Source organism: Janibacter sp. CFPM2_SD2, assembly GCF_057364645.1.
Window position 1 is genome coordinate 1 of sequence record NZ_JBNFOF010000074.1, and the last position, 13209, is coordinate 13209.

Sequence of the window (13209 nt, forward strand, 5' to 3'; positions counted from 1 at the left end):
GGGGGGACCCCGCCCGCCCGGTGCCGTGGGGCGGGGGACGAAACCTGGCGCGCCTCGCCCACCTCGCCTCGTCCGCGGCGCAGGCCGCCGAGGAGCGGCTGCTCGTCGTGCCGCCGGCGCGGGTCGTCGCGTCGGTGCTGCTGAGCGGCGAGGCGATCTTCGTCGCCCTCATCGGTGTCGTCGCGGTCGTCCTCGCGCTCGTCGGCCTCGCGCCGGCAGTCACCGGGCTCTTCCCCGTCGTCGTGGTGGCCGGTGGTCGCGCGCTGCTGCGCCTCACCCGGTGGTGGGGCCTGGTCATCGGGCGGCGGGGGAGCACCCTCACGAGCCAGCGCGGGCTCACCGACACCCGCACCTCGTCCGTCCCGCTGCACCGCGTGCAGGCCGTGCAGGTCGACCAGCCGTGGCTGTGGCGGCGAGCGGGGTGGTGGTCGCTGACGGTCAACGTCGCCGGCGCCGAGATCGGCTCGGCCGCGGAGTCGGCCGACCCCGTCCTCGTCCCGGCGGCGACGACGCCGGAGGTGCTGCACCTGCTGCACGTCGTCACCGGCGACGCCGGGACGACGCGTGAGGTCCGGGACCTGATGACCACGACCCCGACCGGCTTCGTGGGCCAGCCGCGGCGCGCGAGGTGGGTCCACCCCTTCGCCCACCGCCACATCGGCTACCTCGCAGGGCAGGCAGCGCTTCTCGACCGGAGCGGGTGGCTCGACCGCAGGATCCGGGTCGCGCCCTGGGGACGCATCCAGTCGCTCACCGTCTCGCAGGGGCCGCTCGCCCGGCGCCTCGACCTCGCAACGGTGCACGCGGTGAGCACCGTGGGGCCCGTGGACCCGGGTGTCTGCCACCTCGACCGGGCGCACGCCGAGGCCCTGCGGGGGCTCGTCGAGGCCCACGCGAGCCCCGCGCGACGCGACGACGACGGTGGACCTGCTTGCAACCGGGCGCCGGACGCGGTGGACTATGACGGATGAGTGAGCAGCGAGCAGCAGAGAGGACCAGTGTCGTGACGGGGGAGTCGCGGTCCGCAGGAGCGGACCTCGCCGAGGCCGCAGTCGAAAAGCTCGGCTTCAGCACCGGGCAGATCGTCCAGGAGTACGGCTGGGACGATGACGTCGACGAGGACCTGCGTGCAGCGGTCCAGGACGTCATCGGCGAGGAGCTCGAGGACGAGGACTACACCGGTGTCGTCGACGCGGTGATCCTGTGGTGGCGCGACGGCGACGGTGACCTCACCGACGCGCTCGTCGACACCTTGGGCACCCTCGCGGAGGGTTCCTCGATCGTGCTGGTCACGCCCCGCCCCGGTCAGGAGGAGGAGGTCGACCCGAGCGAGGTCGACGAGGCCGCGACGACGGCCGGCCTGCACACCTCCGGCTCGGTCATGTGCTCCGACGCCTGGGTCGCCACCCGCCTGGCCGCTCCCAAGGGCTCGCGCTGAGCCTGTCGGTCGGGAGCACCGCACCCGACTTCGTCCTGCGCGACCAGTACGGCCGTGACGTCTCGCTCGCCGAGCTGCGGGCCGACCGCGCCGTGCTGCTCGTCTTCTACCCCTTCGCCTTCTCGGGCATCTGCACCGGTGAGCTCGGGGAGATCCGCGACGACCTCGGTCGCTTCGAGTCCGAGCAGGTGACGACGGTGGCGATCTCCTGCGACCCGATGTTCAGCCTGCGGGCGTGGGCCGACCAGGAGGGCTACTTCTTCCCGCTGCTGTCGGACTTCTGGCCGCACGGGCAGGTCGCACGCGACTACGGCGTCCTCGACGAGGAGCAGGGCATGGCCAAGCGCGGCACCTTCCTCGTCGACCGCGACGGCCGCATCGCGTGGCAGCTGGTCAACCCCACGGGGCAGGCGCGCGACTTCGCCGGCTACCACGCCGCCCTCGACGCCCTCGGGGGTCCCGCCCGGGCCTGAGTCGCGGGTAGTCTTCGCCCTCATGAGCGACGACATCCTCGAGGTGGACCTGCTGGCCTTCGAGTCCGGAGACGGTGAGCGCGCGCGAGCCGTCGTCGACGGGCTGATGACGTCGCTGGAGACCGGCTTCGTCTACGTCAAGCACGACCTGTCCGAGGACCTCATCGACAGCGCCTACGGCATGCTCGAGGAGTTCTTCACCGCCGAGCGCGAGGTCAAGGAGCAGTTCGTCGCGCCGGGCACCCACGGCCAGACCGGCTACACCGGCCTGCTGGTCGAGACGGCCGCCACCGCCGACGTCGCGGACTGGAAGGAGATGCTCAACTGGGGTCCCGCGATCCCGGCCGGCACCCGCTGCGCACCCGCTACCCGCACCGCTACCACGACCCGGTGCTCCCGGAGTCGGCCGTGCCGGGCATCAGCGAGACGCTGACGACCTTCCACCGCTCGGTCGCCGACCTGCAGCGACGGGTCCTGCGGATCATCGCGACCGGTGTCGGCGCCCACCCCGACTACTTCGAGAAGATGCTCGTCGACGGGCCGACCCTCTCGCGCGCGATCCACTACCCGGCCATGGACTCGGCCCCAGAGGCGCCCCACGTCTGGGCCGCCGAGCACGCCGACATCAACCTCATCACCGCGCTGCCCCGCGCGACCGCCGCCGGCCTGCAGGTGCGGCTCAAGGACAGCGGCGAGTGGATCGACGCCATCGCCCCCGAGGGCGGCGCGATCATCAACACCGGCCTCATGCTCGAGGTCGTCACCAACGGCGTCATCGAGCCGGGCATCCACCGCGTCGTCGCCGCCCCCGGCCAGGAGGGCGACCGCTACTCCGTCGTGCAGTTCACCCACCCCACGCCGTGGACCGTCCTCAGCCCGCTCGTGTCGACGGTCACCGAGCAGACCCCGCAGCGCTTCTCGCCGATCAGCGCTGCCGACGCCCTCGACCTCGTCCTCTACGAGATCAACCTCATCGAGGACGCGCGCCGCGTCTGAGGGTGTTGACGCGCCCGCGCCGCGTCCGAGGCGCGGTCGCGGGCCTGACACAATGACGCCCGGCGCCAAGTGCGCCAGGGGCCTGTAGCTCAGGTGGTAGAGCACCGCGTTTACACCGCGGGTGTCGTCGGTTCGAGCCGGCCGGGCCCACATGAGCCACCTCCGCCTCCGGGACGTCCTGTACGTCCTCGAGCAGACCTTCCCGGTCGACTCCGCCCAGTCGTGGGACCGCGTCGGTCTCGTCACCGGCGACCCCGACCAGCCCGTCCGTCGCATCCACGCGGCCGTCGACCCGACCCTCGCGGTCATCGAGGAGGCCCGTGACGCGGGGGCCGACCTGCTCGTCACGCACCACCCGCTGCTGCTGCGCGGCGTGCACTCCGTCGCCACGACGAGCGCGAAGGGAGCGGCCGTCACCTCCCTCGTCGTGGGCGACGTCGCCCTCTACGTCGCCCACACCAATGCCGACGTCGCCGAGCCCGGGGTCAACACCGCGCTCGCCCGGGCCTGCGGCCTCACCGTGACCGAGCCGCTGACCATCGAGGAGGGGCGGCCCATGGGGCGCGTCGGTGACCTCGACGCACCGGTGAGCCTCGCGGACTTCGCCACGAGACTGGCGGGGGCGCTCCCTTCGGCACCGGCGGGGATCCGTGTGGCCGGACCGGCGGACGGGCAGGTGCGCCGCGTGGCCCTGCTCGGTGGGGCCGGCGACGGGCTGCTCGACGCCGCCGCTGCCGCGGGTGCCGACGTCTACGTGACCTCCGACCTGCGCCACCACCCCGTGCTCGAGGCCCGCGAGGAGGCGGCTGCCCGGGGCGGGACCCCCTTCGTCGTCGACGCCGGCCACTGGGCCACCGAGTCGCTGTGGCTGCAGGAGATGCTCGACCGGCTCGGTGAGTCCCTCGCGGCGGCGGGCCACGATGTGATGGGCTTGGAGTCCCACGTGAGCACCATCTGCACCGACCCGTGGAGCTTCACCGTCGGCGCACGACCCGACCAAGGAGACCCACAGTGAAGGCAGATCCCTTCGTCCAGGCCCGGCTGCTCGAGCTGCAGGCCCTCGACACCCGGCTGCAGCAGATCGACCACGCCCGCGGTCGCGTGCCGCAGATCGCCGCCCTCGCCGAGGCCGGTGGCCGGCTGCAGCAGGTGTCCGACGACGTCGTGCGCGTCGAGACCGGCCTCTCCGACATCCGCCGCGAGGTCGACCGCGCCGAGGCCGACGTGCAGCAGGTGCGCGACCGGGCCGCCCGCGACCAGGCCCGCCTCGACGCCGGCACCGGCATGACCTCGCGCGACCTCACCTCGCTCCAGCACGAGCTCGAGACCCTCGCGCGGCGGCAGTCCGCCCTCGAGGAGGTCGAGATCGAGGTCATGGAGCGCCAGGAGAGCGCCGAGGCGCGGCTGGCCGAGCTCACCGCGAGCCGCGACGAGGCCCAGGCCGAGGTCGACCGCCTCACCGCCGAGCGTGACGCAGCCATCGCCGAGCTCGACGCGGAGCGCACCGAGGTGGTGCGCCCGCGGGCCGACCTCGCCGGCGGCATCGACGACAAGCTCCTCGCGCTCTACGACCGCATCCGTGACAGCTCGGGCGGTCTCGGGGCGGCCGAGTTCACGCACGGCCGGTGCGGTGGCTGCCGGCTCGAGCTCAACCCGGTCGACGTCTCGGCCATCGAGCGGGCCGCGAGCGACGAGGTCGTGCGGTGCGAGGAGTGCGGTCGCATCCTCGTGCGCACCCACTCCGGGGACTGATGGGACGCAGTCTTCGGGTCGAGGCGGACGGAGGGTCACGCGGCAACCCCGGCGTCGCCGGCTACGGCGCGCTCGTGCGTGACGATGCCGGCACCGTGCTCGTCGAGCTCGCCGCGCCGATCGGCACCGCGAGCAACAACGTCGCCGAGTACCGCGGCATGCTCGCCGGTCTGGCGGCCGCTCGGCGGATCGCCGCGGATGCCCGGGTCGTCGTCGCCATGGACTCCAAGCTCGTCGTCGAGCAGATGTCGGGCCGCTGGAAGATCAAGCACCCCGACATGCGCGAGCTCGCGGAGCAGGGGCGTGCCCTCGTCGCCGAGATCACCGCTGCCGGCGGCTCGGTCGACCTCATCTGGGTGCCGCGGGCGGACAACTCCGCCGCCGACGCCCTGTCCAACCGGGGCATGGACGGCGAGACGGTCGAGGACTGGCACGCGTCGGAGCAGTCGCGCGACGACCTCGCCCCCTCGCGCGACAGCGAGCAGGAGCCGGTGCGGCCGTGGAGCGGCCACGGGAGGCCCACGCGAGTCGTCCTCGTGCGCCACGGCGTCACCGAGTTCACCGAGCAGGGCCGCCTCGACGGGGCGCGGGGGGGAGCGACCCCGACCTGACGCAGGCCGGGCGCGAGCAGGCCGCGCGGGGCCGCGCAGCTCGTCGCCGAGCTCGTCGACGACCTCGTCGTGCACGCCGACGTCCGCCCGGCCGCAGACGGGGCCGTCACTCGCCGACCGTCTCGGGGTGGCCGCCGAGGTGACCGTGACTGGGACGAGCAGTCCTTCGGTGACTGGGACGGGGCGAGCGTGAGCGACCTCGTCGCGCAGGCGGCCGATGACTTCCGCGCCCTGCGCGACGACCGGGGCTACGCACGGCCCGGTGGCGAGAGCCACGACGTGATGGTCGAGCGGGTGACCGCCGCGTGGGAGCGGGTCGTCGCGCGCGGCGGCACCGTCGTCGTGGCGAGCCACCGCAAGCCGATCCTCGCCGTGCTCACCCTCGTCCTCGGCCTGCCCCACGAGCACATGTGGCGCCTCGCGGGGTCGCCCGGCTCGCTCACCGGCATCGAGGCGTGGCCCGACGGCCGGGCCGTCGTCGCCTTCACCAACCGGATCTGAGGCAGCCATCGACGACCTGCCCTCCTGGCTCACGGCCTCTGGCCTCGTCGGAGCCGTGCTCTTCGGGCTGCTCTCGGCCTACTTCCCGCCGCTCAACGCGGAGATCTACGCCGTCGCCGCTCCGGTGATCTTCCCGGAGGCCTGGGTGCTCCACGTCAGCGCGATGACCGGCGGCCTCGTCGTCGGCAAGATGACCCACTTCGTGGCCGCGGCGAAGGGAGCGGAGGCCTACAGCCGTCGCCGCGAGGCCAAGGAGGCCCGAGAGGCGCAGGAGGACCGGCAGCCGGCCGGGCCCGTGCGGGAGCGGCTCACCCGGTGGAGCGCCGCGATGATCGGCGTCCTCGACCGCCCGCGGCTCGGCCCCCTCGTCATGCTCGCGAGCTCGGGCATCGGCTTCCCGCCGCTGGCCGTCGTCACCGTCGCCGCCGGGATCAAGCGGGTCAGCACGGTCACCTTCCTCGTCGTGACGACGATCGGCTGCCTCGCGCGCTTCCTCGTCACGGCCTGGCTGGTCAGCCACGGGGTCGCGCTCGGGCAGTGACGGGGCGGCAGCCGGTCCCTGGTGACGTCTCGGGTGCTGACCCGGCGGCGGGAGCGGTCCGGGGCGGCGTCTAGCCTGACGCCCATGACCCAGCACGCAGACCTCACCCCCCGGCAGGCCTGGGAGCGCCTCGAGAGCGACCCCGACGCCGTGCTCGTCGACGTGCGCACCTCGGCGGAGTGGTCCTTCGTCGGGCTGCGACCTGACCTCCGTCGGCAAGCGGGTCGTCACCCATCGAGTGGACGACCTCCCCGAGGGCGCGCCAACCCGCGATTCCTCGACGACCTGCGGGCGAGCATCCCGACCGACGACACCCCGGTGCTCTTCCTCTGCCGCTCGGGCGCCCGCTCGGCCGCCGCGACGGCGGCGGCCACCGCGGCCGGGTACACCGCGGCGCACAACGTCGCCGAGGGCTTCGAGGGAGACCTCGACGCGCAGGGCCACCGCGCCGTCAACGGCTGGAAGCAGGCCGGCCTGCCGTGGAGGCAGGGGTGAGCGCGACTCCCTTCGGTCCCGGCAACCCGCGCCCCTACCTCGACCCGGAGGGGCTCTCACCGCAGACACTCGCCATCCGTGGCGGGCAGGCGCGCTCGACCTTCGACGAGACGTCCGAGGCGCTCTACCTGACCTCCGGCTTCGTCTACGGCAGCGCCGAGGAGGCGGAGGCGGCCTTCACCGACGAGGTGGAGAAGTTCGTCTACTCCCGCTACGGCAACCCCACCGTCGCGATGCTCGAGGAGCGGCTGCGCCTGCTCGAGGGGGCCGAGGCGGCCTACGCGACGGCGTCCGGCATGTCGGCCGTCTTCACCGCCCTCGCCGCGCTGCTCGGCAAGGGTGACCGCGTCGTCTCCTCGCGTGGCCTCTTCGGCAGCTGCTTCGTCATCCTCGACGAGATCCTGCCGCGGTGGGGCGTCGAGACCGTCTTCGTCGACGGCCCGGACCTCGACCAGTGGCGTGAGGCGCTGTCCGAGCCGACGACCGCCGTGTTCTTCGAGACGCCGAGCAACCCCATGCAGGAGCTCGTCGACATCGCCGCGGTGAGCGAGCTCGCGCACGCCGCCGGGGCCCAGGTCGTCGTCGACAACGTCTTCGGCACGCCCGTCTTCTCCCGGCCGCTCGAGCACGGCGCCGACATCGTCGTCTACTCGGCGACGAAGCACATCGACGGTCAGGGCCGGGTCCTCGGCGGCGCGATCCTCGGGCCGCAGGACTACATCGACGGGCCGGTCCGCAACCTCATCCGGCACACCGGACCGTCGTTGTCGCCCTTCAACGCCTGGGTGCTGCTCAAGGGCCTGGAGACGATGGACCTGCGGGTGCGGCGGATGGCCGAGTCCTCGCTCGCCGTCGCCCGGGCCCTGCAGGAGCACCCCCTGGTGGCGCGGGTCATCCACCCGTGGCTGCCCGACCACCCGCAGCACGAGCTGGCGCAGCGGCAGATGAGCGGGGGCGGCACGGTCGTCACCTTCGACGTCGTCGGCGGCAAGGCCGAGGCCTTTGCGGTGATGAACGCGCTGCGCACCGTCGACATCTCCAACAACCTCGGCGACTCCAAGTCGCTCATCACCCACCCGGCGACGACGACGCACCGTCGCATGGGCGAAGAGGCGCGGGCCGCGATCGGCATCACCGACGCCACGCTGCGCATCTCCGTGGGCCTCGAGGCCGCCGACGACCTCGTCGCCGACCTGCGCCGCGCGCTGGGGTGACCCGCGCGCACCTTCTCCGCGTGGGCGAGGACGTCGGCCACGCGGCTGCAGGTCAGGTCCGGTGGACACCTGGGTCAGCCGGGCCGCTGGGCCCTCTGACCGTGGTTGTGTGTTGAACCAGTAGTCCTGCGCGCCCGCAGCCGCTGGTGGGGCCCGCCGGCAGGCTGGGCTACCACTTCAACACACAACCATCGGGCGGTCAGGCCGCCAGCACGACCAGCGCCGCGCCGCCCGCGACGAGGGCCACGGCGAGGCCCTGGGCGACCAGGGCGCCGGGGCCGATGCGTACGCCCGCGGCCCGGACCCGGTGCAGCCACAGCAGGGTGGCGAGCGAGCCCCACGGCGCGATGATCGGGGTGACGTCGGTGCCGATGAGCAGGGCCATCAGGCGGGTCGGTGACGTGCCGGCTGCGCTCTCGAGGGCGAGGTAGGCGGGCAGGTTGTTGAGCAGGTTGCCCGCGACGGCGCCCAGTCCGACGACCCGCGCGAGGTCGCCGAGGCCCTCGCCGCTGCCGGCGAGGCGGGCGAGCAGGTCGCCCGCGCCGGCGTCGACGACGAGCTGGACGACGACGAAGAGCCCCGTGACCACGAGTGCCATGCCCACGGCGGACGGATCCGTCGCAGCAGGTGCGGAGCGCGCCACCACAGCGTGCCGACGAGGACGAGGGCGGCGACGCCGGCGACGAGCCATGGGGCGGCACCGAGCGCGAAGAGCGGGCCCGTCGTCAGGCAGGTCAGGGCGGCGGTGCGCATGAGCACCTGGTCGTGCGGCGCGGCCGGCGGCTCGACGGCGAAGTGCCGCGCAACGCCCGGCGATGCACGACCCCGAGGACGAGCAGGGTCCCGGCGACCGCCGCCAGGCCCGGCCCGACGGCGAGCGCGACGTAGTCGGCGTGGCTGCCGCCGAGGGTGGCCAGGTGCTGCACCGCGAGGAGGTTGGTCAGGTTGGAGACGGGCAGGAAGAGCGAGCCGGTGTTGGCGAGGAAGAGCGTCGTCAGGGCGAAGGGAGCCGGCGGCACCCCGACCTGACGGGCCACCGTCAGGGCGACCGGCGTGAGCAGGACCGCGGTCGTGTCGAGCCCGAGGAAGGTCGTGACGAGGACCGCCAGCGCGGCGAGGAGCAGCCACAGGACGACGACCCGGTGGCCGGCCAAGCGGGCGGTCGCGTGGCCCGCGACGTCGAAGACCCCGGCGAGGTCGCACACCTCGGCGACGACGGTGATCCCGACGAGGAAGGCGATGACCGGCAGGGTCCGGGCGAGGAGGTCGAGGACCTCGTGCGGGCTCATCTCACGGTGGTGTCGAGCACCCAGGGCTGTCCAGGCCGTGCCGGCTCGGTGAGCGCGACGTCGAAGGCCGGCTCGAGGGCGCGGGCGAGGGCCGCGGGGGTGCGCGGCTCGCGGTCGACCCCCAGGAGGTGTCGCGCGACGAGACCACGGGTGTGCTTGGCCATGTGCGTCGCCCCGGGCACCCGGATGTGCACCCAGCGGCGGGCGGTCTCGCCGGTGGGGGTCCAGGCCGCGGCATAGGTGCTCGAGCGGCAGTCGACGACGAGCCCGGTCCCCGCCGCGGCGGTCAGCCTCGTCGTCGAGAGCGGGGCGCCAGTGCCCGGCGAGCGGGCCCACCCCGGGCAGGTTGACCGCCATCGACAGGCGGTAGGGCGGGATCCGGTCGGTGGGCCGGACCGCGCCGAAGAGCGCGGAGACGACGACGAGCCAGCGGTTGGCCCGTCGGCGCTGCCCGGGGGTGAGATCGCCGAGGTCGAGGGCGTCGTAGAGGACGCCGGTGTAGACCTGCGCGGCCGGGGGAGCGGGAGTGGTCGTCAGCACGGTGTTGCGGGCGAGCTCGTCGACGAGGTTGGGGCTGACCCCGAGCACGGCGTGGGCGTCGTCGGCCGCGCTCGTCGCGGCGACCGCCTCGAGCACCTGCTCGCGCGCTGCGGTGAGCGCCGGGAAGGACAGCGAGGTCAGGTCGAGGGCCTTGCCGCGGGAGCGGCCGGTCTTGGACTCCGAAGGGGGCAGCAGCACGAGCACCCGACGGACGATACGTCAGCCCTCTAGGGTGGCGGGCATGGCAGCCGCACAGCGAACCGTCACCCTGCGCCCGACCGACCCGGAGGCGGGAGAGGTGGTCGCCGCTGCCGGCCTGACGCAGCGCTTCGACGCGATCCGGGCCGAGCAGGAGGTGCCCGAGGAGTTCCCCGCCGACGTGCTCGCCGAGGCCGAGCGCGTTGCGGCGCTGCCGCTCTCGCGACCGGAGACCGACCTGACGGACCTCCCCTTCGTCACCATCGACCCGCCCGGCTCGATGGACCTCGACCAGGCCATGCACCTGTCCCGGGAGGGCGACGGCTACCGCGTGCGCTACGCGATCGCCCACCTCGAGTCCTTCGTCGAGCCGGGCGGTGCGATCGACGCAGAGGCGCGACGCCGCGGGCAGACGATCTACGCACCCGACACCCGCACGCCGCTGCACCCGCCCGTGCTCAGCGAGGGTGCGGCGAGCCTGCTGCCCGACGAGGTGCGCCCTGCCTACGTCTGGGACATCCGCCTCGACGCGACGGGCAAGCACACCGCGGCAGAGGTGCACCCGGCGCTCGTGCGCAGCGTCGAGCGCTTGGAGTACACCGCCGTGCAGGCGGCGGTCGACGGCGGCACCGACGACGAGCGCCTGCTGCTGCTCAAGGAGATCGGTGAGCTGCGGATCGCCCTCGAGCAGGAGCGCGGTGGCGCCTCGCTGCCCATGCCGGACCAGGAGGTCGAGGAGGTCGAAGGGGGCTTCCGCCTGCACCTGCGCCCACTCGTGCCGTCGGAGGACTGGAATGCCCAGATCTCCCTGCTCACCGGCATGGTCGCCGCCGAGATGATGCTCGAGGCGCGGGTGGGCATCCTGCGCACCATGCCCGAGCCCGAGGAGCAGGCGGTCACCCAGCTGCGCCGCATCGCGGGGGCGCTCGGTGTCGAGTGGGCCGAGGGCACCGCGCACGGCGCCTTCCTGCGGTCGCTCGACGGGTCCGACCCCAAGCACCTGGCCCTGATCCACGAGTCGACCGTGCTCTTCCGCGGGGCCGGCTACACGGCCTTCGACGGGCAGCAGCCCGAGATCGTCGAGCAGGCCGCGATCGCCGCCCCCTACGCCCACGTCACCGCGCCCCTGCGCCGTCTCGTCGACCGCTTCGGCCTGGCGCTGTGCGCGGCGGTGAGTGCGGGGCAGGAGGTGCCGCAGTGGGTGCGTGAGGCGCTGCCGCTGCTGCCCGAGCTCATGGAGACCTCGGACCTCGCGCCGGCGCCGTCGAGCGCGCGACGACCGATGCCGTCGAGGCCGCGACCCTCGCCGACCGCGTCGGGCAGACCTTCGCCGCCGTCGTCGTCGACACCCCCGATGCGGACGACAAGGGCGGCCACCTCGACGTCCAGCTCGTCGACCCGCCCGTCCTGGCCACGGCGAAGGGGAGCGCGGACCTGGGCGCCGAGGTCACGGTGCGCCTGACCGGCGTCGACCTGTCGACGGGTAAGGTCGACTTCGAGGTGGCCTGACTTTCATCCCCTTCGTGCCGTCGGCTAGGGTGTGCCGCAGCGAAAGGGAGTAGTCCCCAACAGGTGTGTCGACACACTGAGCCTCGGCCTCGGCCCCGGCTCCGGCACATCGGGCCAGCACCACTGGCGGACGAGACTTTCGACCGGTTTGTCATACGACGATCCCGGTCGAGGCTCGTCGCACGCAGACTCCTCGTCCGGGCTGGACGAGGAGTTTTTTCATGTTCTCAGCACTGGTGCTCAGCACCGTGGTCATCTTCGTCGCGAGCTCGGCGACAAGAGCCAGCTCATGGCGATGACCTTCGCGACCCGCTACCGGGCCCGCGACGTCATCCTCGGCATCACCGCCGCCACCGCCCTCGTGCACCTGGCGTCCGTCGGCATCGGCTACTTCATCGGCGCGAGCTTCGAGAAGTACCAGGGGCCCATCGCGATCCTCGCCGGCATCGCCTTCCTCGGCTTCGCGGCCTGGACCCTGCGCGGGGACGAGCTCACCGACGAGGAGGCGCAGAAGGCGCGCAAGGCCAAGGGCTCCGCGCTCCTGGCGGTCGGTGTCGCCTTCTTCCTCGCTGAGCTCGGTGACAAGACGATGCTCGCGACGATCACCCTGGCCGTGCGCGAGAACTGGCTCGGCACGTGGATCGGCTCGACCGTCGGCATGGTGGCCGCGGACGCCCTCGCCATCGGTGTCGGCGCGATCCTCGGCCGCAAGCTCCCGGAGAAGGTCATCACCTACGGTGCCGCCGCCGCCTTCGCGATCTTCGGCCTGATCCTCATCGCCGAGGGTCTGGGCTGGTTGGGCTGACACCACGCCGTCCCGGCCGACGAAGGGGAGGTCCCCTCACCCCGTACACTGCTCGACGGATGAGTCGGCCGGACGGCTGCGTCACCGCCTCGGCGGTGTCGAGGAAAGTCCGGGCTCCACAGGGCAGGGTGGTGGCCAACAGCCACCCGGGGTGACCCGCGGGACAGTGCCACAGAAAGCAGACCGCCTCGACGACCTCGGTCGTCGCGGTAAGGGTGAAACGGTGGTGCAAGAGACCACCAGCGATCCGGGTGACCGGATCGGCTCGGTAAACCCCACCCGGAGCAAGTCCAGACAGTGTGCGTCCGAGGGCTGCCCGCCCGAGCACACGGGTAGGACGCTGGAGGTCGTCGGCAACGGCGACCCGAGATGGATGGCCGTCACCCCGGCGCGGGCAACCGCGCCGGGGGACAGAACCCGGCTTACAGGCCGACTCATCCCCACACCCCCGGAGGGCGGAGACGCGGTCACTCCCGCGTCGTGTGCCGGACCCACCCGATGAAGGCACCGATCGCGAGCACGACGGCACCGGTGACCACCGACTGCCAGGGCAGGAGCACGGCCACGGCGACGCAGCCGAGCAGGCCGAGCGCCGAGACGACGCGCAGCAGCGGGCTGCCGGGCAGGGTGAGCGCACTCGCATTGGCCACCGCGTAGTAGACGAGCACGCAGAAGCTCGAGAAGCCGATGACCCCGCGCAGGTCGACGAGCACGACGAGCACGATGATGAAGCCTGCGACGACGCACTCGGCGCGCCGCGGCAGGTGGTGCGGGCCGTCGAGCCGGGGCGAGCGACGGCGGCAGGTGGCGGTCGCGCGCCTGGCGAGCACCGTGCGCGAGACCCCGA

The 13209-nt window shown here is 73.2% G+C and carries 15 protein-coding genes, 1 tRNA gene, 1 other RNA gene and 3 pseudogenes; 17 read left to right on the plus strand and 3 right to left on the minus strand.

Going from position 1 to position 13209, the window contains the following annotated elements:
- From AC2W7J_RS08820 to AC2W7J_RS08880, 13 genes are all read left to right on the plus strand, one after another.
- Positions 1 to 971, plus strand: a 971-nt coding sequence (locus AC2W7J_RS08820; RefSeq protein ID WP_485982130.1) for a PH domain-containing protein, incomplete at its 5' end; no start/stop codon positions are given.
- Positions 968 to 1438: a DUF3052 domain-containing protein gene (locus tag AC2W7J_RS08825; protein WP_255183677.1), complete on the plus strand. Its 471-nt coding sequence runs from the start codon at positions 968 to 970 to the stop codon at positions 1436 to 1438. The genes AC2W7J_RS08820 and AC2W7J_RS08825, both read left to right, overlap by 4 nt.
- The gene (locus tag AC2W7J_RS08830) at positions 1384 to 1911 is read left to right on the plus strand and encodes a peroxiredoxin (protein WP_255183676.1); all 528 of its coding nucleotides are present in this window, start codon (positions 1384 to 1386) and stop codon (positions 1909 to 1911) included. Before AC2W7J_RS08825 ends, AC2W7J_RS08830 begins: the two co-directional genes overlap by 55 nt.
- Before the next feature lie 22 nt (positions 1912 to 1933).
- Positions 1934 to 2344 carry a 2-oxoglutarate and iron-dependent oxygenase domain-containing protein gene (locus AC2W7J_RS08835; protein ID WP_485982131.1) on the plus strand — a complete coding sequence of 137 codons (411 nt, stop codon included), beginning with the start codon at positions 1934 to 1936 and terminating at the stop codon, positions 2342 to 2344.
- Positions 2302 to 2907 (plus strand): 2OG-Fe(II) oxygenase family protein, encoded by a 606-nt coding sequence (locus AC2W7J_RS08840; RefSeq protein ID WP_485982132.1) that lies wholly within the window; start codon positions 2302 to 2304, stop codon positions 2905 to 2907. Before AC2W7J_RS08835 ends, AC2W7J_RS08840 begins: the two co-directional genes overlap by 43 nt.
- Before the next feature lie 78 nt (positions 2908 to 2985).
- Positions 2986 to 3057, plus strand: a tRNA-Val gene (locus AC2W7J_RS08845).
- Between the two features lies 1 nt (position 3058).
- The gene (locus AC2W7J_RS08850; RefSeq protein WP_485982133.1) at positions 3059 to 3922 is read left to right on the plus strand and encodes a Nif3-like dinuclear metal center hexameric protein; all 864 of its coding nucleotides are present in this window, start codon (positions 3059 to 3061) and stop codon (positions 3920 to 3922) included.
- Positions 3919 to 4659 (plus strand): zinc ribbon domain-containing protein, encoded by a 741-nt coding sequence (locus AC2W7J_RS08855; protein ID WP_255183673.1) that lies wholly within the window; start codon positions 3919 to 3921, stop codon positions 4657 to 4659. Before AC2W7J_RS08850 ends, AC2W7J_RS08855 begins: the two co-directional genes overlap by 4 nt.
- Positions 4659 to 5270, plus strand: a complete 612-nt coding sequence (locus AC2W7J_RS08860) for a reverse transcriptase-like protein (protein ID WP_485982134.1) — start codon at positions 4659 to 4661, stop codon at positions 5268 to 5270. Before AC2W7J_RS08855 ends, AC2W7J_RS08860 begins: the two co-directional genes overlap by 1 nt.
- Positions 5271 to 5339: 69 nt before the next feature.
- Entirely contained in the window at positions 5340 to 5771 is a 432-nt protein-coding gene (locus AC2W7J_RS08865) for a histidine phosphatase family protein (protein ID WP_485982135.1), read from the plus strand.
- 55 nt (positions 5772 to 5826) lie between these two features.
- Entirely contained in the window at positions 5827 to 6312 is a 486-nt protein-coding gene (locus AC2W7J_RS08870; protein ID WP_255183671.1) for a hypothetical protein, read from the plus strand.
- A gap of 84 nt (positions 6313 to 6396) precedes the next feature.
- Positions 6397 to 6807 (plus strand): rhodanese-like domain-containing protein, encoded by a 411-nt coding sequence (locus AC2W7J_RS08875; protein WP_485982136.1) that lies wholly within the window; start codon positions 6397 to 6399, stop codon positions 6805 to 6807.
- Positions 6804 to 8021 carry an O-succinylhomoserine sulfhydrylase gene (locus AC2W7J_RS08880; RefSeq protein ID WP_485982137.1) on the plus strand — a complete coding sequence of 406 codons (1218 nt, stop codon included), beginning with the start codon at positions 6804 to 6806 and terminating at the stop codon, positions 8019 to 8021. The genes AC2W7J_RS08875 and AC2W7J_RS08880 overlap by 4 nt, the downstream gene beginning before the upstream one ends.
- A gap of 199 nt (positions 8022 to 8220) precedes the next feature.
- On the opposite strand, the gene AC2W7J_RS08885 is transcribed toward AC2W7J_RS08880, so the two are convergent.
- Complete coding sequence (locus tag AC2W7J_RS08885) at positions 8221 to 8619, minus strand: ArsB/NhaD family transporter (RefSeq protein ID WP_485982138.1); 399 nt, start codon at positions 8617 to 8619, stop codon at positions 8221 to 8223.
- A gap of 136 nt (positions 8620 to 8755) precedes the next feature.
- A complete protein-coding gene (yaaA, locus tag AC2W7J_RS08890; protein ID WP_485982139.1) occupies positions 8756 to 10054 on the minus strand; it encodes a peroxide stress protein YaaA in 1299 nt (432 codons plus the stop codon).
- 274 nt (positions 10055 to 10328) lie between these two features.
- On the opposite strand from yaaA, the pseudogene AC2W7J_RS08895 reads away from it, so the two are divergent.
- From AC2W7J_RS08895 to rnpB, 4 genes and pseudogenes are all read left to right on the plus strand, one after another.
- A pseudogene (locus AC2W7J_RS08895) lies at positions 10329 to 11132 on the plus strand (RNB domain-containing ribonuclease); the annotation flags it as partial.
- Positions 11133 to 11428: 296 nt separating this feature from the next.
- A pseudogene (locus tag AC2W7J_RS08900) lies at positions 11429 to 11557 on the plus strand (hypothetical protein); the annotation flags it as partial.
- A 295-nt stretch (positions 11558 to 11852) separates the two neighbouring features.
- Positions 11853 to 12362 (plus strand): TMEM165/GDT1 family protein, encoded by a 510-nt coding sequence (locus AC2W7J_RS08905; RefSeq protein WP_485982140.1) that lies wholly within the window; start codon positions 11853 to 11855, stop codon positions 12360 to 12362.
- 60 nt (positions 12363 to 12422) lie between these two features.
- Positions 12423 to 12803: RNase P RNA component class A (gene rnpB, locus AC2W7J_RS08910), an RNA gene on the plus strand.
- Between the two features lie 26 nt (positions 12804 to 12829).
- On the opposite strand, the pseudogene AC2W7J_RS08915 reads toward rnpB, so the two are convergent.
- A pseudogene (locus AC2W7J_RS08915) lies at positions 12830 to 13209 on the minus strand (amino acid permease); the annotation flags it as partial.

Excerpts from the sequence above, each read along its gene's own strand:
- AC2W7J_RS08860 (WP_485982134.1), top strand. The coding sequence starts at position 4,659 with ATGGGACGCAGTCTTCGGGTCGAGGCGGACGGAGGGTCACGCGGCAAC.
- AC2W7J_RS08825 (WP_255183677.1), top strand. The coding sequence starts at position 968 with ATGAGTGAGCAGCGAGCAGCAGAGAGGACCAGTGTCGTGACGGGGGAG.
- AC2W7J_RS08885 (WP_485982138.1), bottom strand. The coding sequence starts at position 8,619 with ATGGCACTCGTGGTCACGGGGCTCTTCGTCGTCGTCCAGCTCGTCGTC.
- AC2W7J_RS08875 (WP_485982136.1), top strand. The coding sequence starts at position 6,397 with ATGACCCAGCACGCAGACCTCACCCCCCGGCAGGCCTGGGAGCGCCTC.
- AC2W7J_RS08905 (WP_485982140.1), top strand. The coding sequence starts at position 11,853 with ATGACCTTCGCGACCCGCTACCGGGCCCGCGACGTCATCCTCGGCATC.
- AC2W7J_RS08850 (WP_485982133.1), top strand. The coding sequence starts at position 3,059 with ATGAGCCACCTCCGCCTCCGGGACGTCCTGTACGTCCTCGAGCAGACC.
- AC2W7J_RS08835 (WP_485982131.1), top strand. The coding sequence starts at position 1,934 with ATGAGCGACGACATCCTCGAGGTGGACCTGCTGGCCTTCGAGTCCGGA.